General features: G+C 46.4%; 14 protein-coding genes and 2 pseudogenes. 8 read left to right on the top strand and 8 right to left on the bottom strand.

Annotated elements, in window-relative coordinates; genetic code table 11:
* Nucleotides 1-6: 6 nt before the first annotated feature.
* The 8 genes and pseudogenes from SHEWPOL2_RS08965 to hyaA form a co-directional block, all read right to left on the bottom strand.
* Nucleotides 7-252: a HypC/HybG/HupF family hydrogenase formation chaperone gene (locus SHEWPOL2_RS08965; RefSeq protein WP_037417941.1), complete on the bottom strand. Its 246-nt coding sequence runs from the start codon at nucleotides 250-252 to the stop codon at nucleotides 7-9.
* Entirely contained in the window at nucleotides 252-1,049 is a 798-nt protein-coding gene (hypB, locus tag SHEWPOL2_RS08960) for a hydrogenase nickel incorporation protein HypB (RefSeq protein ID WP_037427746.1), read from the bottom strand. Before hypB ends, SHEWPOL2_RS08965 begins: the two co-directional genes overlap by 1 nt.
* Before the next feature lie 230 nt (nucleotides 1,050-1,279).
* Nucleotides 1,280-3,721 (bottom strand): carbamoyltransferase HypF, encoded by a 2,442-nt coding sequence (hypF, locus tag SHEWPOL2_RS08955; protein ID WP_037427796.1) that lies wholly within the window; start codon nucleotides 3,719-3,721, stop codon nucleotides 1,280-1,282.
* 132 nt (nucleotides 3,722-3,853) lie between these two features.
* Nucleotides 3,854-5,691: pseudogene (locus SHEWPOL2_RS08950) on the bottom strand (NiFe hydrogenase).
* A complete protein-coding gene (locus SHEWPOL2_RS08945; RefSeq protein WP_037427743.1) occupies nucleotides 5,672-6,250 on the bottom strand; it encodes a HyaD/HybD family hydrogenase maturation endopeptidase in 579 nt (192 codons plus the stop codon). Before SHEWPOL2_RS08945 ends, SHEWPOL2_RS08950 begins: the two are co-directional and overlap by 20 nt.
* Before the next feature lie 7 nt (nucleotides 6,251-6,257).
* On the bottom strand, nucleotides 6,258-6,932 hold the full coding sequence (cybH, locus tag SHEWPOL2_RS08940) for a Ni/Fe-hydrogenase, b-type cytochrome subunit (protein ID WP_037417952.1): 675 nt from the start codon (nucleotides 6,930-6,932) through the stop codon (nucleotides 6,258-6,260).
* A gap of 21 nt (nucleotides 6,933-6,953) precedes the next feature.
* Nucleotides 6,954-8,657 (bottom strand): nickel-dependent hydrogenase large subunit, encoded by a 1,704-nt coding sequence (hyaB, locus tag SHEWPOL2_RS08935; protein WP_037427740.1) that lies wholly within the window; start codon nucleotides 8,655-8,657, stop codon nucleotides 6,954-6,956.
* A 3-nt stretch (nucleotides 8,658-8,660) separates the two neighbouring features.
* Nucleotides 8,661-9,797: a nickel-dependent hydrogenase small subunit gene (gene hyaA, locus SHEWPOL2_RS08930; protein WP_037427738.1), complete on the bottom strand. Its 1,137-nt coding sequence runs from the start codon at nucleotides 9,795-9,797 to the stop codon at nucleotides 8,661-8,663.
* Nucleotides 9,798-10,145: 348 nt separating this feature from the next.
* Here hyaA and SHEWPOL2_RS08925 point away from each other — a divergent pair, with 348 nt between their 5' ends.
* The 8 genes and pseudogenes from SHEWPOL2_RS08925 to mdoH all read left to right on the top strand — a co-directional run.
* Complete coding sequence (locus tag SHEWPOL2_RS08925) at nucleotides 10,146-10,613, top strand: TlpA disulfide reductase family protein (RefSeq protein WP_037417957.1); 468 nt, start codon at nucleotides 10,146-10,148, stop codon at nucleotides 10,611-10,613.
* Between the two features lie 3 nt (nucleotides 10,614-10,616).
* A complete protein-coding gene (locus SHEWPOL2_RS08920) occupies nucleotides 10,617-10,838 on the top strand; it encodes a DUF4266 domain-containing protein (RefSeq protein ID WP_037427735.1) in 222 nt (73 codons plus the stop codon).
* A gap of 75 nt (nucleotides 10,839-10,913) precedes the next feature.
* Nucleotides 10,914-12,260, top strand: a complete 1,347-nt coding sequence (locus tag SHEWPOL2_RS08915) for a DUF3570 domain-containing protein (RefSeq protein ID WP_050991330.1) — start codon at nucleotides 10,914-10,916, stop codon at nucleotides 12,258-12,260.
* A 136-nt stretch (nucleotides 12,261-12,396) separates the two neighbouring features.
* Nucleotides 12,397-13,298: pseudogene (locus tag SHEWPOL2_RS08910) on the top strand (FAD:protein FMN transferase).
* Between the two features lie 9 nt (nucleotides 13,299-13,307).
* Entirely contained in the window at nucleotides 13,308-13,967 is a 660-nt protein-coding gene (locus SHEWPOL2_RS08905) for a response regulator transcription factor (protein WP_037417965.1), read from the top strand.
* A 110-nt stretch (nucleotides 13,968-14,077) separates the two neighbouring features.
* Nucleotides 14,078-15,472 (top strand): ATP-binding protein, encoded by a 1,395-nt coding sequence (locus SHEWPOL2_RS08900; RefSeq protein ID WP_037417968.1) that lies wholly within the window; start codon nucleotides 14,078-14,080, stop codon nucleotides 15,470-15,472.
* A 410-nt stretch (nucleotides 15,473-15,882) separates the two neighbouring features.
* Nucleotides 15,883-17,517, top strand: coding sequence for a glucan biosynthesis protein G (locus SHEWPOL2_RS08895; protein WP_037417971.1), 1,635 nt, complete (start codon nucleotides 15,883-15,885; stop codon nucleotides 17,515-17,517).
* A gap of 23 nt (nucleotides 17,518-17,540) precedes the next feature.
* The coding region (gene mdoH / locus SHEWPOL2_RS08890) for a glucans biosynthesis glucosyltransferase MdoH (protein ID WP_037427733.1) at nucleotides 17,541-18,569 on the top strand (1,029 nt) is incomplete at its 3' end.

Here is an 18,569-nt window from a genome sequence, read left to right as displayed (position 1 = left end):
TGTTGCTTAATGCGTGGTTTCATTTTCAAGTTTTGCGACTATCTCTTGATATAATTCAAGGCTTTGCAGAGCATCATTGCGATCAATTTTATTCATCACAAAACCGATATGAATGAGCACATAATCACCAATAGCCAAGGGTTCAGTCATAAGATGGCTGCTGACATCGCGTCTTACGCCTAAGGTATCGACGGTTACAGATTGGCGCTCGTTATCAACTGCTACCACTTGTGAGGGGATTGATAGGCACATTATTGTGGCTCTCCCACAGTGTTTCGGCGCAAATTTTCATTTAGCCAAGCGGCAACGGCATGCATGGAATCGCCATCTTTAATGGAGACTTCGAGTATTTGAGTGTCGGGATTGAGTTTTTTAAGCTGGGCTTTGGCCTCGTCGACACTGAAATCGAAGTAGGGTAATAGGTCACATTTTGTGATCAGAACCAGGTCAGCACGGCGGAACATTACTGGATATTTTTCAATCTTATCATCGCCTTCGGGAACGGAGAGCAGCACGATATTTTTATGGGTGCCCACATCATAACTGGCGGGGCAGACGAGGTTGCCCACGTTTTCCACAAAGCAAATATCTAACCCTTCCAGCGGCAAGTGATGCAAAGCACCATGCACCATAAAGGCGTCAAGGTGGCATGCACTGCCAGTTTGAATTTGATGGGCTGTAATGCCCTTTGCGATTAAGCGGTCAGCATCACGGGAGGTCTCTAAATCGCCTTCAATAACGGCGTAATTAAGTTTTGTGTACTCTTTTAAGTGCTCAAGCAAGGTCGTTTTGCCGCTACCTGGGCTACTCATTAGATTGAAGGCGGTAATATGGTGAGCCTCGAAATGGGCACGGTTGTGGGCAGCTTCTACATCATTTTTATCGAGAATTTTATGGATCACCGACAAGGTTTTTTTATCGTTAAGCTGAGGATTGGTATGCAATTCCTGATGTTTATGGCTGTGTTCGTGGGAATGACCTGTATGGTGATCATGCCCTTGTTGAATCGCAGAGTGGCGGGGTAGAGAGCAGCCGCAGTCTTTACACATCTTGTCATTCTCCTTGTTCTCGTCACAGATTTGAGCTGTTGTCCGAACAATATGGTGATGCTATCGAATAGGGTTAATTTGATTACGCTAATGTTAAGTGTGATACAAATCCTTAAAGGAATCTTTGATGTTCGTCAGGTTATTAGGTCGTTTTGACCCTGATCAATCAGATTTTGGCCATTTGGTCACGGCGCATATCAAGCTCTACGAAGATATGTCATAGCAGCGGTTTATTTGTGGTTTTTATCCATTGCCTCTTGATGAATTCCATACCAAAGCTGGCCAAGGGCGATACCGCCATCGTTAACGGGGATATGTTTGTTGGGGAGCACGGTATTGCCTTGGAGATGAAGTTTACTGAGGCAATATTCGAGCAGATATTGGTTTTGAAATACTCCGCCACATAGCGCAATGGGCAGTGATGGATAGCGCGCAGCATAACTACAAATAGCATCTCCAAGACTATGCAAAAACGCGCGGGCGATAATGTCTTGCCTGTAGGAGGAAAGTGGCGCCTCAGTGATGTGCACGATAAGCTGTTTAAACAGTTGGCTACTACACCAAACTTGCACTTGTTGCGGGTCATCCTCTGATGAACAGAGCGGTAAATTGAGGATAAGTGGCGGTAAATGTTGTTTATCGGCGCGTCTTGCTGCGGCTTCTATCAGCATACCCGCTTGGCCTTCAAATTGTGTGGTGTCAATCAATCCTAAGGCGCAGGCGAGGGCATCAAATAATCGGCCAACCGATGAGCTTTTAATCGTATTGCCACTTTGCCAGATCCGGTGCAAATTGCTTAACGTTAAGGGTGTCAGGCTTTTTAGGATCGGTAACTCTAAGGTTTGTACCGCCGCTAAACTCATTTGTTCAAACAGCAGTGCCAGTAATAATCGCACAGGCTGTTTTATTGCTTGCTCACCGCCCAGTAGGGAGATGGCTTCAAAATGGGCTAAGCGCTCTGCTTTGTCTAACGTGGTTAATAACACCTCACCGCCCCAGAGACTGCCATCATTGCCAAGACCAGTACCGTCAAAACTAAAGCCTAATACCGGATCTTGGTATTGATTGATGGCCATGACGCTAAGCACGTGGGCATGGTGATGTTGCACGCTTAAGGTTTGGATTGAACCAGAGGCTCCACTCTGTGTATCAAGGCTTTTTTGTTGCTGCGCCTCTGCCCAGCGCGATGGTGCATAGTCTGGGTGCTTATCATGGACAATCAGCTTGGGACTGAAATGATACAGACGCGCAAAGGTGCCTAAGGTGCGCTCGAAATACTGCTCGGCACTGACACTAAAAAGATCGCCAATATGCGGACTTAAAAATACATTTGCACCAAATCCGAAAGCGATAGCATTTTTTTGCTGTGCTCCCACGGCGAGGATTGAGCGTGTTAATGGTGCTGTTAATGGAAAACTTAATGGCGCATAACCCCGCGCTAGACGCAGCACTTGCACCTGCGGCGTACTGCCATTTGGTTGTTGAATAAGTTGCACAACACTGTCATCACAGCCGTTGAGTATCGGTCGGTTATGATCGACGATGGCATCCACCACATGCCCAAGTTGGCTGATAAGCGCATCGCAATCGGTGATTATTGGCTCGCCCGACACATTGGCGCTGGTGGCCACTAGCGGGCCATTAAATTGGCTAAGCAGTAAGTGATGCAGTGGCGTATAAGGTAAAAATACACCCAGCTTGGGGATATTGGGTGCGATTTCGGTGCTTAGGTCATGCTCATCCAACGCTTGCATCAATACGATGGGCCGTTCCGGCGAGCTTAAGGTTTGCCACTCCGCCTCCGTGCCCGTAACGTACTGTTTTGCCATTTCAATACTCGGCATCATTACCGCCAGCGGCTTCGCCTTACGCTGTTTGCGCTGCCGTAGTTGACTCACTGCGTGGCTGTTTCTCGCGTCACACATCAAGTGGAATCCACCGAGCCCTTTTATGGCGAGGATGTGTCCTTGTGCAAGCATATTGGCCGCGGCGGACAATACCGCCATGCTGTTGTCTTGCGAGTGGAGTGAGGGCGTCAGAGCGATTAATTCACCCTTAGGCGTTTTTAAACTCAGCTGTGGACCACATTTGGGGCAACTGACGGGCTGGGCGTGGTACCTGCGATTTAATGGATCTTGATAGGCTTTGGCGCAGTCGGGGCACATGGCGAAATTCGCCATGGCGGTATGATGGCGATCATAGGGTAAGGCATTGATAATCGTGTATCTTGGGCCGCAATTGGTGCAATTAGTAAAGGCATAGCCAAAGTGGCGATCCTGTGGATTGTGCATATCGCTTAGGCAATCCTGGCAGGTACTCTTGTCGGCCGACACGGCAACGAGTGCTGCTAAGCTAGGGTCTTTTGTTTCATCACTTTGGCTATCGCTTTGGCTATCACTTTGAATAATATCGAAGCTGGTCTCTTCAAGCTTTAGCGTTAACTGACTATGGATAATCTGATCGATGCGCGCCAGTGGCGGCGGATTGGTGGTCAACTCACGAACAAAGCTATCCAACTGAGCGGCGGGGCCTTGCAGCTCAATCATCACGCCCTTGGCATTATTGAGTACTGTGCCAGTGAGTTGCAAATCAGTTGCCCAGCGGTAGACAAAAGGCCGAAAGCCCACGCCTTGTACTATGCCAGTGATATGCAGTTGGCGACGTTCAATCATATCCTGTTGGTTAGCGGATGAGGCTGCTTGTTTCAATTTCAGTCTTCTTTTAGGTTTGGCTGCAACATTAGAAGATAACAATCTATCCTCTAATGTTGCGATATCTCTGGAGCAAACACGAATGTTAAGTATTTATCCAAGGGTGTTTAATTGCCGCTGCTTAACATACAGCGCACCTACAGCAAGGTTATCTCCCTCTAAGTCGAGACTACGATTAACCAGTAACGGGAAGTTTTTACCTAAGCGTAAACTCATGCGTTTACAGAGGGTTTCGTTAGCTAACTCATTACCCGCTAAAGCAATTGTCTGAACTCCAATATTTAAGTCTATATGCTCAAGCCAATTGGCAAGATAATCGGCGAGGGAGTCCTGCATCGCAAAAGCCAGTTGGCTTGGATCGCTGTGGCCAGCCACTCTAAAGCTCAACAGTGTGCCAAGGGTTTTGCACCAACTAAGGCTTCGATGGGCTTCGCCTTTGGTGAGAGGGTAATCGATGCGCGGTGCATTAGCGCCCTGATAACGCATGGCTGCCGCCATGAGAGCATCGCTCAAATAGTCTTGTGACTGGGTTTCTTCCTGCGGGTTCAAACCAATCAATATCGCGGCAATTGCCCATAGGCTCTGAAGATTATCGCGTCTGCCGTGGAGTTTTAGACTGAGCAGTTTTAAATAATCTTCAGGAAACAGACTTTTAAATTTTTGCGCCACCGCTTTTTGTGGGCTGCTGTCGAGCCTGTGGAAAATGTCATATCCATTATCGGGCAGCTCAGGCAGGGCAAAAACAGTGAAGTGTCGCCTTTATTATCGCAGGTGACAATTTGGCTCGGATGATCATGGCTTAAGTAAATCACCGCCGCATTTTTGGCTTGCTTATGGCTGGTAAATTTACCATTTAGCAGTGCAGCAAAGAGCGCTGCATCGGTAATTGTATGATCTTCTTGATCACCTTCGTAATTCGTCTCTTTCTCTACAGAGGATAAGACTTGTACGCTAAGAGTGCCTTGGTGCGAGCGTGTTTTTTTATGCGCTTGCCATTGTGCTGTAAAACCGAGAAAGCGAATTTCTTCCCTTAACGGCTCCGGCGCATTGAAATGTTTGCTGATGTTATTAGCATTGTCTCCATCTTGGTGGGACAATTGGGCCCATGCGCCATCAACCCAAGCTAATTTGGGCCTATGGTGCTGACCTTGAAGATAAACCCAATCAATCCCTTTTTGCCGCAAAATTTCGCTAAGGACCGCTACCACGCGACTATAGCCAAAACAAATATCGTATAGCGGCGCGAACAGTTTTTGGTGATCTTGAATGGGTCTTGCGCAAATAAGCGGTTTTTCAATGCTGGATAGCGCAACGACTTGATGATCCTTTAAGCAAAAATGTGCATTTAAGGTGTTTGGATTACAGATCAGCAGTTGTGGTCTGCTGGCATCGCGAGCAAACGGCTCAAGGCTTAACTCTATACCTTCACAGCTTAACGCTAATGAGCCTTGGGTTATTAACTGCTCAGCCATGGCTTTAAGGTCGGTTAGCGTGAGGGCTTTTTGGGCAGGGGTTAAGCGGGTTTCACCGTGGCAACAGGAACAGGTTAAATCAATGGCACCAAATTGCGCCGCTTGATTATCGCCAAACAGGGGATAACATTGCTGGCAAAAAGCGGCAACCGATTTATCCATTTGGGGCTCTTGAGTCTCCAAAAAGGTACGCTGGCCTTGTGGCTCATCGATAACTTTAATGCCTGAGTCAACCAACCAGACAGACATTAAAAAGTCAGCGGCAATCGCATCGGCCAATTGCTCTAGCGGCGCTTGTTCACCTTGGGCTTCAATAAAATAGGTTTGTGGACCAAAATCATTGTGGTTGTCGCAACCAATGCTAATATTCAGCGCATCATAATTTAGGTATTCATTACATAAATGCGCATATAAGGGCACCTGACGTGAGCAGGTAAAATCAAATCTGATGTTTTTCATCTTCTCTATTTTCACCAAGAGTGACGCCACGTTTATAGGAGTCGGGGATCAGCGAGTCGATACTATGATCGGCAATGCGTGTCGCAGTGAATCCAAGGGAGGCTAAGTGGGATAACAGGGTGCGCTCCATCAAAGGAACTGCGGATGCAACTTTGGGGGTGAGGCCGAGAGTCATAGGTTCAAGCACGGTTGGGGTAACACCTAATACAAAGGTTTTTGGCCTGTCGCCAACCATTTCCATCATGTTTAGGGTTTGTAGCATTTCGACTTCATGGGCGCTGCCTTGCCAGTCAATTTCCTGTGGGGCTTTATCAAAGTCGAAGAAATAGACCTCGCCCGCTTCAACGCCATTGGCATTGACAGTATCGACCACGATCAAATAATCGTATTGGCAAATAATCGGAATGAGTCCCTGGGCTAAGGTGCCGCCATCGAGCATCTCGAGCTGATGGGACTCGTGCGTAAACTGATAATTCTCAGTGATGTAATTGACAAAATGTACGCCGATGCCTTCATCGGCGTACAGGACATTGCCAATACCCAGTAGCAATATCTTCATTGGACTCCTAGTGGTGTGAGTCTGGTTTCGGGTAGTCGTAACCAGAGACAATTGAGTCAACTGAGTTATGTTTGAAGCGTATCCCTGACCAAACCGCCATATAGACGTGGATAACTACAAAGATAACGAATGCCCAAGTGAGGTAGTGGTGCCAAATCCTAACTTGTGCCAGCCCGCCCATTTGTGCGGTGATCCAAGCTGCACTGCTCCAAAGCATGCCACCTAAACCTTCATGGTAGACATTGGCATACAGTACGAGACCAGTAATACATATCACAAGCGCAACAAAGGAGATTGCTACATAGGTCACAAATTGCAGTGGCCCGTAAACGCCTGCTTTATGTAAATGTCCCATCCAAATGTAAGATTTTAGTTGGGTAATCCAGCTCTTAATGCTCATCACATCACGGAACGAGCGTCGCTCGATATCGCTACGACTGAAAAAATACAAGTAGAAGCGAGCCAAGGTGACTGCGGTTAAGATAAAACCGCAGATCAAATGGGCAAAACGGATCCAACCTTGTACTAATACATCCGTACTTTCGGGCGCCACAAGAAACGGCCAAGCAATATAGAATCCAGTGATCACCAGCACTAAAATCGTCAGTGCCCGTAACCAGTGGAAAATCCGTATCGCAGGACTAAAAACCAGTGTCCGAATGCGGGTTTCAGAATGGTTCATGTTGCGTTCCCTCCCTCGTTGTTATTGACCATTGGGGCTAACACGGAACTCGCTCAATGCCTGACCTTTAAAATCCATCACGTGTACAGAACACGCCATGCAAGGGTCAAATGAGTGAATAATACGTATCACCTCAAGGGGTTTAGTGGGATCTTCCAGTTTCAAACCAATCAGTGAGGCTTCATAGGGGCCTATCTTGCCATTAGCATCCACGGGACCTGCGTTCCAGGTAGTAGGCACCACGGCTTGATAGTTCTCAATGACACCATTTTTGATTCGGATCCAGTGGCTTAGCATGCCGCGGGGCGCTTCAATCATGGCGTGACCCACATACTCTTTACTAGGATCGATATGGGGTTTCACATAGGTGGTTTCATCAGACTGAATGTTTGTTAATAAGGCTTCGAAGGTTTTCAGACCTTCCTGCGCGACTATCACCGTTTGCAGCATCCGTGCAGCGGTGCGGCCTAAAGTGGTAAAGAGTGCTTCCACTGGAAGACCTGTGCGCGTAAGCAGTGCATTGACGGCATCGACAACCACTTTATTGCCACGGGCATAACTGACTAATAAACAAGACAGTGGGCCCACTTCGACAGGTTCACCTTGATAACGCGGTGATTTCACCCAAGAGTATTTACCATCACCATCTAAGGTGGGCAGTTTGCCGTAAACCGTATCCCGCTCAATAAAGCCGGTATAGTTTGGAATGGTGGTGCCATCATACGGATGTTGCGGCGCATCAGCATTGTACCAAGCGTGGCTGACATCCTCGGCAATAAGATCAGGGTTAATATCGCTCACACCTGCTAAATCGCCATTCATAATCACGCCTTGATCGAACATATATTCGCCATTGGCGAGCACAAAGTCATGGGTTGCCATGAAGTTTTTAACATTGACGCCGCCTAGCACGCTAGGCTCAGTGCCAAAGGCTTCGGCTGCCATCACGATATCGGCCTGATAAGCACGCAGGATAAAGTCAGTTACGATTGCGTGTTTTTGCTTCCATTCTTGCAGACGTGCAGGGCTTAACATATCGCGTACAGAAGTCACGCCACCGACAACTAATGATTGAGGATGTGGCTGTTTACCGCCGAATATTGCAAGCATTTCGGCGGCAACTCTTTGTACTTCAAGGGCTTTAAGGTAGTGAGATAGAGCAATCAGGTTTTGTTCAGGGGTAAACTTATAGGTGCCATTACCCCAATAAGCGTTGGCGAATGGACCAAGTTTTCCGGTTTCTACAAAGCCTTTTACGCGCTCTTGCACAGCCCTTAATTCACCTTCTCCAGCGGCGATAGGTTTATCGGTATATTTGAGGGCGACTTGGGCGGCCTTAGCGGGGTCTGCACTGAGTGCTGAAACCACATCGACCCAATCTAAGCCATGGAGATGATAGAAGTGCACTATATGGTCATGCATATAGAGCGATGTTTGCATCAGCGAGCGAAGATACTTTGCATTCAAGGGAATTTGAATCCCTAAAGCATTTTCTACCGCTTCGGTACCACAGCGATAGTGCGAATAAGTACATACACCACAGATACGTTGCACAATGAGGCCCACGTCCATAGGCGTACGGCCTTTGAGAATAACTTCAATACCACGCCATAACGTAGAGGATGACCATGCTTTGTTGATGACATTATTCTCATCAACTTCAACTTCGATACGTAAGTGACCCTCGATACGGGTGATAGGGTCGATAACAACGCGCTTGCTCATGGGTTATTCCTCCAGCGGCTTGGCAAAAATACTGGCAACAGCGTGGGCTCCAATGCCAACGACTGTCGCGCCTAAAATCACCGCACCGACGGTGTCTGCGGTTGCATCCAATCCATGGAGCAGTTGACGACCAAGGGGTTTCTCAAAGTCAGCCATATCATCCCAGAAATTAGGTTCTGAGCAGCCCATACAACCATGACCAGCTAACACAGGCCAACTGGTATGGTGATTGAAGCGTTCAGTGGGGCAGTTGTTATAGGTATAAGGTCCTTTACAGCCCACTTTATAGAGGCAGTAGCCTTCTTTTGCACCGTGATCGCCAAATTCTTCAACGAATTCACCGGCATCAAAACGGCCACGACGTTCACAGTTATCATGTACCCGTGCGCCATAAGCCCATTTTGGACGATTGAACATATCCAGTGCAGGTAATTTGCCGAACATGATGAAGTACATCAAAGTACCGACAATGTTCTTTTCACTTGGTGGGCAACCGCCTAAGTTAATCACGGGTTTGCTCACAACTTCGTGCACGCCCTTAGCCCCTGTGGGGTTCGGGTAGGCGGCTTGTACACCACCGAAGGATGCACAGGTGCCCACAGAGATAATCGCTGCGGCGCCTTCGGCGGCATGTTTGATAATTTCTAAGCCTGTATGGCCTTTACAGCCCACGGTCAAGAAGCTGCCGTTATTGGCGGTCGGTATCGCGCCTTCCACCGCGAGCAGGTAGCGACCCTTGTAGGTTTCTAAGGCGTGCTCGAGGTTTTCCTCTGCTTGCCAACCCGCAGCTGCCATCAAGGTTTCGTGATATTCCAAGGAGATATGATCGAAGATCAGCGAATCTAGGTTGGGGGTGTCGGCACGAACTAAGGATTCGGAGCAGCCAGTACATTCAGCCATATGTAACCAAATTAAGGGTACACGGTCGGCTAATTCGGCGGCCTCTGCAACTAAGTTACTAAAGGGGAGTGGTAGGGCGAGCATACCCGTTACCATCGCACTCCATTTCATAAAGTCACGGCGTGTGATGCCATGTTGTTGTAATTTATCGAGTAATGTCTGCTGTTGACGGGGAGCTAATTGGCGCAACGCATCTAAGCGCGCCTTTCCCTGTTCATAGAGGGCTGCATGTGTGTCCATGGGTCAACCTTTTGTTGTTGGAATGTAAATTGTTAAGGGTTTACATAATTGACACATGCAGTTTAGGCGCTAGGCACTAGAAAATTATTGATGCATATCAAGAATTTTTCAGAGATGTGATTAAACTGATTTTGACATTAAATTAACATGATTCAGATCTAATTTCGATTTTGCTAATGGGACAAAATGTCTCAATTTTAACATTTTTGCCGTTAGAGCTCACTTTCCAACCAATTGATGGCTCAGATGTCCATGTGGCATAAAGACTTTATTTATTCTTTTTAAGTTTAAGCAAACCTTAAGATTCAGTTAATAAATTCGAACTGTATTGTGATAAATGGATAGCCTATGAAAAAACTCGTGTTGTTCCTCGGATTATTTAGTGCAAGCGTACTTGCCGCTCCTTCACTTGAACACCTTGTCTTTGATGCACAAAATCAAACTGTTTCACTGAATGAATTTAAAGGAAAAGTCGTTTACGTCGATTTTTGGGCCTCTTGGTGTGGACCCTGCCGTAAGTCTTTTCCTTGGATGAATACCATGCAGCAAAAGTATCAAGAGCAAGGGTTAGCGGTGGTAGCCATTAACCTTGATACCGACAAAGCCCTTGCCGATGCATTTTTAAAGCAAGTACCAGCCCAATTTACGGTGCGCTTTAATCCTGAAGGCGATGTCGCACGTAGCTTCGATTTATTGGGTATGCCCAGTAGTTTTATCTTTAATCGCCAAGGCAAGTTAGTAAATCAGCATGTCGGTTTTTACCAAGACAATATTGCCGATTATGAACAAGAACTGGTGAATCTTTTGAAGGAGTGATCTATGCGCAAAATCACATTAGTTGCTGTCTCGTTAGTGATGCTAGGAGTGAGTGGTTGTTCAAGCTTAGGGGTTGAGCCTTGGGAAAGAGGGCAGTTTGCGCGTAGTGATATGTCGCTTGATAGCGAAAAGTTAGATCAGGCGTTAGATGATCATATTTACTTCAGTAAAGAAGGTAGTAGTGGTGGCCGAGCTTTTGCTGGTGGTGGATGTGGTTGTAACTAAACCTTAATTTAATAATCGTTAATACCTTAGGTTTTCGTCTAAATAAGCTTCAGTGACATAAAGGTGTTGTCAGCCATGACAAATAAGAACAATAAGTTAGACAAAAATGACTCGCAAATTGTGCAACTAAAACCGCAGACAAAACAGATCGCTAGCGCGTTAGCCTTAGCCAGTTGTGGGTTGTTCGCGTCCAATGGTCACGCAACCGAGCTGGCGAAAAATATCGATGACTGGAAAGTTGATGCCGCACTCATGTATTACGGTGAACAGGACAGAGTTCAAGCGATAGAAGCCATAGGTACGGCACAGAAAAACTTTGGTGATGACAGTGTACTTGACCTTAAGCTGGTGGTTGATAGCTTAACGGGGGCCTCAGCCTCGGGCGCTGTCGCTCAAAGTAACAGTCAAACCTTTACCCGTCCTTCAGGTAATGGCCAATATACCGTAGCAGCAGGAGAAACCCCGCTCGATGATACTTTCCACGACACTCGAGTGCAGGCAAATGCGAACTGGTCGCAGGTACTGAATCCCGATTGGAAGGTCAATGGCGGTGTTTATGCTTCTAAGGAATTCGACTATATGTCGATGGGGATTAATGCAGGTGTCGAGCGTGGCTTTAATAAGGACAACACCACGCTGTTTTTAGGCACCTCATATAGCTTCGATGTGGTTGACCCTGTTGGTGGCAGGCCTGTAGCGTTATCAACGATGGCGATCCGCGATAACTTTACCAGCGATGAAGCTTATCGCAGTGCATTTGATGCCACTCGCCAAACTAGTAGCGATAACAAACAAACTGCTGATTTGATGTTGGGTATCACTCAAATTCTTAATCAGCGTTGGTTATTGCAAGCAAACTATGGTTTATCGAGTGTCAGTGGCTATTTAACCGATCCTTACAAAGTCTTAAGTGTCGTAGACAATAACGGTACGACCGAGAATATCGTCTACGAGAATCGTCCAGATTCACGCTTAAAACACAGTTTTTATATGATGACTAAAGGCGCGCTCGATTCGGGAGTGGTCGATTTTTCCTATCGCTATACTACCGATGATTGGGATTTAACCTCACACACCTTAGAAACCCATTATCGTTATTACTTCAGTGGCAGTTTTTATGGTCAGTTGCATCTTCGTTATTATCAACAAGCTGCGGTGAATTTCTATCAACCTTTTTTGATGGCGGAGTCACCATTGCCTGAGTTTGCTAGTGCTGATTACCGCATCGGGGATATGAGCGCCTATACGGTAGGGGTTAAGTTTGGTCACCGTTTGTCAGGCGGACATGAGATGACATACCGCTTGGAATACTATCAACAAGATCCGAAAAACAATGGCACCGAGCTCCCTGGTCAGTTGCAAAACTATGATCTGTTCCCGACTCAAAAGGCGATTACTGCACAGTTTAGTTATTCTTTTTAAAGCTAAACTGTGCTAATTAGTTCACGTTATTACGGTTTGAACTGGGCAACTGAGTTGCCCAGTTCCTGTATGTAAGACTTGTATTTAAACCTGTCATTGGTGAAGCCACATTAAGCGCCACCATAAGGAACCCGAAATGCCATCATTTTCTCCAAGTGCGCCATATCGACTCCTGCGCCGTGATTGGGGATTCTTGGGGGAATTTAGGGCAATGGCCAGCCCATGCGAGCTACTCATTGCCAGTCATGATGAGAGTATTGCCTACGATATGCTCGATATGGCAGCTCGGGAGGCGTCTCGCATCGAGCAAAAATACAGCCGTTTTATTGAAGGTAATTACCTGTGGCAGTTGAATCATGCTCAAGGCAAACCAGTGACCATTGATGAAGAAACCTGGCAACTTTTATCCTTTGCGAAACAATGCTTTGAGCTTAGTGGTGGGCTATTTGATATTTCTGCTTGTCCATTGATGCAAGTGTGGCGTTTTACTCCGGACGCTACTCTGCCCACAATGGCTGATATCGCCGCAGCGCGATCTTTAGTTGGATTTGAACGCCTTGAATTTAATTCACACGAGCTAAAAATCCCCACGGGTATGCAACTTGATGTGGGGGGGATTGCAAAAGAATACGCGGTTGACAGCGTGGCCTATGAACTGGCGGAATCCTACCCTAAGATTTCGGTATTAGTGAATTTTGGCGGTGATATTGCTTGTCCTGTAGCGCATTCAGTCCCATGGCAGGTGGGGATTGAAGATCCGCATCGCCTTGATTGTGCAGCCAAAGTGCTCGCTATTACACAAGGTGCTTTAGCGACGAGTGGTGACACAAGGCGTTTTATGAGGTCGATGGCAGGCGTTATGGGCATATCATTGATCCACGAACCGGATATCCTGTACGCGGTGCGCCACGGTCGGTGACCGTTCTTGGACCCAATTGCGTTACCGCGGGAATGCTCGCCACCATGGCAATGTTGCAGGGTGAGCAGGCAGAAGCCTTTTTAACCGAGCAATCGGTTCAGTTTAGTCTTTTTCGATAGGGCATCATCATGCGTATCATGTTAGTGGAAGATAATGAGTTACTGGCCCAGGGAATTTGCCTCAACCTTGCCAAAATGGGCATGCAGGTGGATCACTTAAGTAGCTATCAGCAGGCGTTAGTGGGAATAAAAAATGAAACCTTTAGCGCTATTGTGCTTGATTTAGGCCTTCCCGACGGTAATGGTAAAGAACTCCTTAAAACATGGCGTTCGCAGGGTGTATCGATTCCCACCATAGTGCTGACCGCGAATACCGATTTTGATACTAAATTGGAGTGCCTAGATGTCGGAGCCGACGATTATTTAGGTAAGCCCTTCGATGTGCGTGAGTTGGCGGCACGTATAAGGGCAATTGTGCGCCGTCAATATGGTCTAGACCATAACAGTTTGAATATTGGTGCATTAAGTATTGATCTCAACACGCGAGAAGTGATTTTTCGCGATCAAAATGTGCCCCTTTCACGCAGAGAATTTCAATTATTACTTGAACTTGCTCAGTCGGCTGGTCGAGTGTTAACCCGTAATCAGCTGGAACAGCTCACCTATGGCTGGGATGAGGTGGGCAGTAATTCAATCGAAGTCCATATTCATCATTTACGTAAAAAATTAGCTAATGAGTTAATTAAGACCGTGCGCGGAATTGGCTACACCCTTACGGAACTGAATTAGCCATCTTGCAATTTATGCAAGGATTTAAGTGACAAACTCGACGTTTATCGGTATGAAGTAACTGCTTTATAAGACAGGTTTACACTCATACAAACGACGGGGATAACGGGTTGAATCGACTCAAGGTGCTGGATGTGTACTCTTTACGCTTGCTATTAACCTTGCTAATGCTCTCGGGGATTTCGGTTTCAGTAGGGATTTCAAGCTGGTTTAGCACTCGTGATGCGAAGCATCAAATTGAAGAATTATTTGATGCTCAAATGTTGCAAACCGCAAAAATGCTCGAGTTGTTCTACCATGAAGAAGCCGATTTTAAGCTTCCCCAATCACAACCTCAAGTTCTCCACGTTCCGGACAGTCAAGTCAGTAGCTTTGCTGAAAAGGCTGACGCACTTAAGCTTGCCTATGAACATAAACTGGCGTTTCAGATCTGGAGTGAAGCGGGGCAGGCGTTGGTTTTTTCAGACAATATTGGGCGCGAGCCGATCACTAAATTTGTGCAGGGCTATAGTAAAAAAGTATTCGAAGGGGAGCTGTGGCATGTGTTCAGCTTTTTTTCTGTTAAATATAAAGTGTGGATTATCACGGCTCAGCAGGATGAAGTGCGCCAAGAGTTGGTTTCGCAAATTATGCATAACGCAGTAATAGTGCCATTAATTGTGGTACCGTTAACCCTGTTTATCGTCAGTTTACTGTTTTATATTCTATTTCGGCCGCTAAAAACCCTTGAACGGGAATTAATGGCACGCTCACCGAACGATCTCACACCGTTAGCTATGTCATTACCTAAGGAATTAGTGCCAGTTCGACGGGCACTCAATCAGTATATCAGCAGTATTGCACACTTCATTGCCAGAGAGCGCCGCTTCAGTGCCGATGCCGCCCATGAGCTAAAAACGCCATTATCTGTGATTAAGTTACATCAACAGGGGTTAGAGGGATTAGTCGCAGATGAACCTGCTCAGCATATCCACCTTGCCGCGATTGATGCTGGTGTTAAGCACATGAGCCATACAGTAGAACAATTATTGTTGCTCGCTCGTGTCGATTCGATTGCCGAGTTGAATGTGCAATCCCATACCTTGTTATCTATGGTGGAGGATACGCTCAACCAACTGATGCCCCTGATCACTGAATATGAGTGGAATATTGACGTGGATGCCGGATTATCCATTATGTGTGACCGTTTTTATATGCTGGTGGTTTTAAAGAATATTATCGAAAATGCTTGTAAATACAGCCCAGTAGAATCTGAAATTAGTATTAGTGCAGCGCAAACCACCACAGGCGTTGAAATAAAGATCGCCGACCGTGGTCAAGGGATGACAAGTGAGCAAATTGCGAATGCCACCGAGCGTTTTTACCGTGTCAATGAAAATGAAGGTATAGGTGCGGGATTGGGATTATCCATTTGTCAGCATATTATTGGCTTACACCAAGGCCAACTAACCATCACTCCCCGTGAAGAGACTGGTTTAGTCGTCAGCCTATTTTTGCCTCGATAGTGTTAAGAGTGTAAGTCAATGAAGTCTCTCTCTGAATCACTTTTTGTATGCTTAGGCTCGCATATTAGCGACTATCACCTAAGATTATTGTCGGTGGCCAGTTTGTAAAACTAACTGATTTTATGTTCATTCTGCGAACTTGGCAGCACTTTATTAGCCTTTGTAACTTTTAAAGATCAATTTGGTATGTTAATTCGAATTTGATATTCTTTAAAGGTATAAGTATATTGCTAAATAGTATTGTGCAAAGGGAGTTAACTGCATCTTTATTTATGAGTTTTTTACTCCTTCTGATATCTTTCGCGATGTGTAACAGTCGGTGTTTTTTTTCGCTCAAACCGCAATAAAAAAATGTCACTGTACATATAAAAAACGTTGATTTCTTAGTTTATTTTTAGGTTACCTATCCTATGGTTAGCTTGTTGCGTTGCCAATCGTTTAAACCTTCTTCACTCATTTGCTCACTGGCGCTTAGCGCGGCGTTCGCCTTTTCGGGCACTGCATTTGCTGATGAGACCAAGCCTGTTGAGAATAAACCTACCACGCCCGTGGTGAGTCCACCCAAGGCAACTGCTCAGCCTGCAAACAAAACGCAAGTAAGATTCACCAAAACAGGCACCTTTGATGGTGAAACTGTGGTGAAATTGGCGCGTAAATTGGCCTCTAAGCCCTATGTAGTGTTAAAAGATCCACTGCCTGCTGGTCTTGCTAAGTTAACCTATGATGAATACCGTGATATTCGTTTTAACCCAGTATCGTCAATTTGGCGCGATCAAGGTTTACCGTTTCAAATGCAAATGTTTCACCGCGGGTTTTATTTTCAAGATTTAATTGAAATTGCCATCGTTGAAGCAAACCAAGCGACCCACTTAGCTTATGAGCCTAAGTATTTCACTGCGGGTGAGGTTATCTCTCAAGCATTACCTAATGATGATATCGGCTACTCAGGGTTTCGTATCCATAACCAATTAAACACTAACGGTATTTTTGACGAGCTGATGGTGTTCCAAGGCGCGAGTTATTTCCGCGCCTTAGGTAAAGGTAACTCTTATGGGTTATCTGCCCGTGGTTTAGCATTAAAAACTGCTGATCCAGAAGGTGAAGAGTTTCCGATTTTCCGCGCTTTTTGGGTTGAACGTCCATCCTACGACAGTAATCTGATCGTGGTACATGCGTTGCTCGATAGCCCGAGTGTTGCAGGTGCATATCGGTTCTCGGTACGTCCAGGTGATAACACCCAAATCGACGTTGAAGCGACCTTATTCCCTCGTGTCGAATTAAATAAAGTTGGACTAGCACCTAGCACCAGCATGTTCCTGCATTCATTAAACGGTCGCCACGATACCGATGACTTTAGACCTGAAGTCCATGATTCAGACGGTTTATTGATGTTCAACGGCCGCGGTGAGCACCTATGGCGTCCATTGGCAAATCCACGTCAATTGCAGGTGAGTGCGTTTTCTGATAACTCACCACAAGGCTTTGGTCTTATACAGCGTGAACGTAACTATGCCTCTTATCAGGATCTTGAAGCCCAGTATGAGCGTCGCCCAAGTTTATGGATTGAGCCTGTGGGCAACTGGGGACAAGGTGCGGTTGTTCTGACAGAAATTCCAACAGAATCAGAAATTCATGATAATATTGTGAGCTTCTGGAAGCCGCGTCAGCCTATTCCTGCTGGTAGCGAATATCACTTCGCTTATCGCATGAGCTGGGGCGATGAACCAGTTGCGAAAACCAATTCTGTCGTGGTAAGTCGTACTGCAAGTGGTCGTGCTGACATTGCTAAAGCGACCCCTAGACGTTTGTTTGTCGTTGATTATCATCTAAATGGCGCTATGCCTGATGAGTTACCACTCGCGAAGGTTGAATCTTCTGGTGGAGTAATTTCAAATGTTGTCATCGCGCGTAATGCGGCAAACAATGGTTATCGCCTCGCGTTTGAGTTAGAGCCCGAAGATAAAGACCTTATCGAATTGCGTGCTGAACTCAAGTTCTCTACACCGCGTCAGGTTGAAACCTGGCTCTATCGCTGGACGCTTTAAGGTCCATGACGGAGCAACATAATATGACTGTATCCGAGAATTCGGTACTTGAGACTGAAGTACTCGTGGGTGGTAGCGCTATGCCTAATGAAAGGCCTGGCGCTATGGAGCCCCAAAGTTTAACCCAAATGCCTGAAGGATTTCCACGCCGTAGCACTGTGGCAAATGGAGTCCGTTCACGGGTTTCCCGTCGGGTGTTTGTTGTTGGTGGTGCCTTATTACTATCGGCCTTTGCGATCTATGAAATGGGCGCAGTTTTCAGTATTGGAGGGATTACTCCCCTCGAATATTTGATGTTGGCGTTATTTGCGATTAACTTCTGCTGGATTGCACTGGCGTTTTGTAGTGGTATTGCTGGCTTTTTCCTCCTGTTGAAAAAGCCTAAACCAAACGAGCTTGCACAAACTGAGCTGCACACGCGCACTGCGATTTTAATGCCTACTTATAATGAATCTCCTGACCGGGTATTTTCAGCGGTATCTGTGATGGCTGAAGCATTATCGCAAACGGGTCATGGGCATGCGTTTGATTGGTTTATCTTAAGTGATACTACCGATCCTGAAATTGCGCTGTTAGAAGAACAGGCGTTTTTAGTTCTTCGCCAAGAAACCCATAAACATTCTCGTGTTTATTATCGTCGCCGCCGTAAAAACGTCGCACGTAAAGCGGGTAACGTAGCGGACTTTTGCCGTCGTTGGGGCTCGCGTTACGACCACTTGCTGGTCCTGGACGCCGACAGTTTGATGGAGTCATCCACTATCACGGGCTTAGCGCAGCGGATGCAGGCTGATCCTGATGCGGGTCTTATTCAAACGATTCCATCACTGATCAATGGCACCACCTTAATGGCGCGTTTGCAGCAGTTTGCTGCACGCATTTATGGTCCTGTGATCGGTACTGGTCTTGGTTGGTGGGTGCAAAAAGAAGGTAACTTCTGGGGCCATAACGCTATTATCCGGACTGAAGCCTTTATGGGCGCTGCGGGTTTACCTAATCTTAAGGGTAAGCCACCTTTTGGTGGTCATATCCTAAGCCATGACTTTGTTGAAGCT

The organism is Shewanella sp. POL2 (genome assembly GCF_000282755.1).
GTDB classification, from domain to species: Bacteria; Pseudomonadota; Gammaproteobacteria; order Enterobacterales; family Shewanellaceae; genus Shewanella; species Shewanella xiamenensis.
The sequence above is the reverse complement of the archived record's forward strand: the minus strand, read 5'-3'. Positions and strand labels throughout refer to the sequence as shown.

Coding starts and splice junctions, on each gene's coding strand:
- SHEWPOL2_RS08905 (WP_037417965.1), top strand. CDS start 13,308: ATGCGTATCATGTTAGTGGAAGATAATGAGTTACTGGCCCAGGGAATT.
- SHEWPOL2_RS08965 (WP_037417941.1), bottom strand. CDS start 252: ATGTGCCTATCAATCCCCTCACAAGTGGTAGCAGTTGATAACGAGCGC.
- hypF (WP_037427796.1), bottom strand. CDS start 3,721: ATGATTGAACGTCGCCAACTGCATATCACTGGCATAGTACAAGGCGTG.
- SHEWPOL2_RS08920 (WP_037427735.1), top strand. CDS start 10,617: ATGCGCAAAATCACATTAGTTGCTGTCTCGTTAGTGATGCTAGGAGTG.
- hyaA (WP_037427738.1), bottom strand. CDS start 9,797: ATGGACACACATGCAGCCCTCTATGAACAGGGAAAGGCGCGCTTAGAT.
- SHEWPOL2_RS08915 (WP_050991330.1), top strand. CDS start 10,914: ATGACAAATAAGAACAATAAGTTAGACAAAAATGACTCGCAAATTGTG.
- hypB (WP_037427746.1), bottom strand. CDS start 1,049: ATGTGTAAAGACTGCGGCTGCTCTCTACCCCGCCACTCTGCGATTCAA.
- cybH (WP_037417952.1), bottom strand. CDS start 6,932: ATGAACCATTCTGAAACCCGCATTCGGACACTGGTTTTTAGTCCTGCG.
- SHEWPOL2_RS08925 (WP_037417957.1), top strand. CDS start 10,146: ATGAAAAAACTCGTGTTGTTCCTCGGATTATTTAGTGCAAGCGTACTT.
- hyaB (WP_037427740.1), bottom strand. CDS start 8,657: ATGAGCAAGCGCGTTGTTATCGACCCTATCACCCGTATCGAGGGTCAC.
- SHEWPOL2_RS08895 (WP_037417971.1), top strand. CDS start 15,883: ATGGTTAGCTTGTTGCGTTGCCAATCGTTTAAACCTTCTTCACTCATT.
- SHEWPOL2_RS08945 (WP_037427743.1), bottom strand. CDS start 6,250: ATGAAGATATTGCTACTGGGTATTGGCAATGTCCTGTACGCCGATGAA.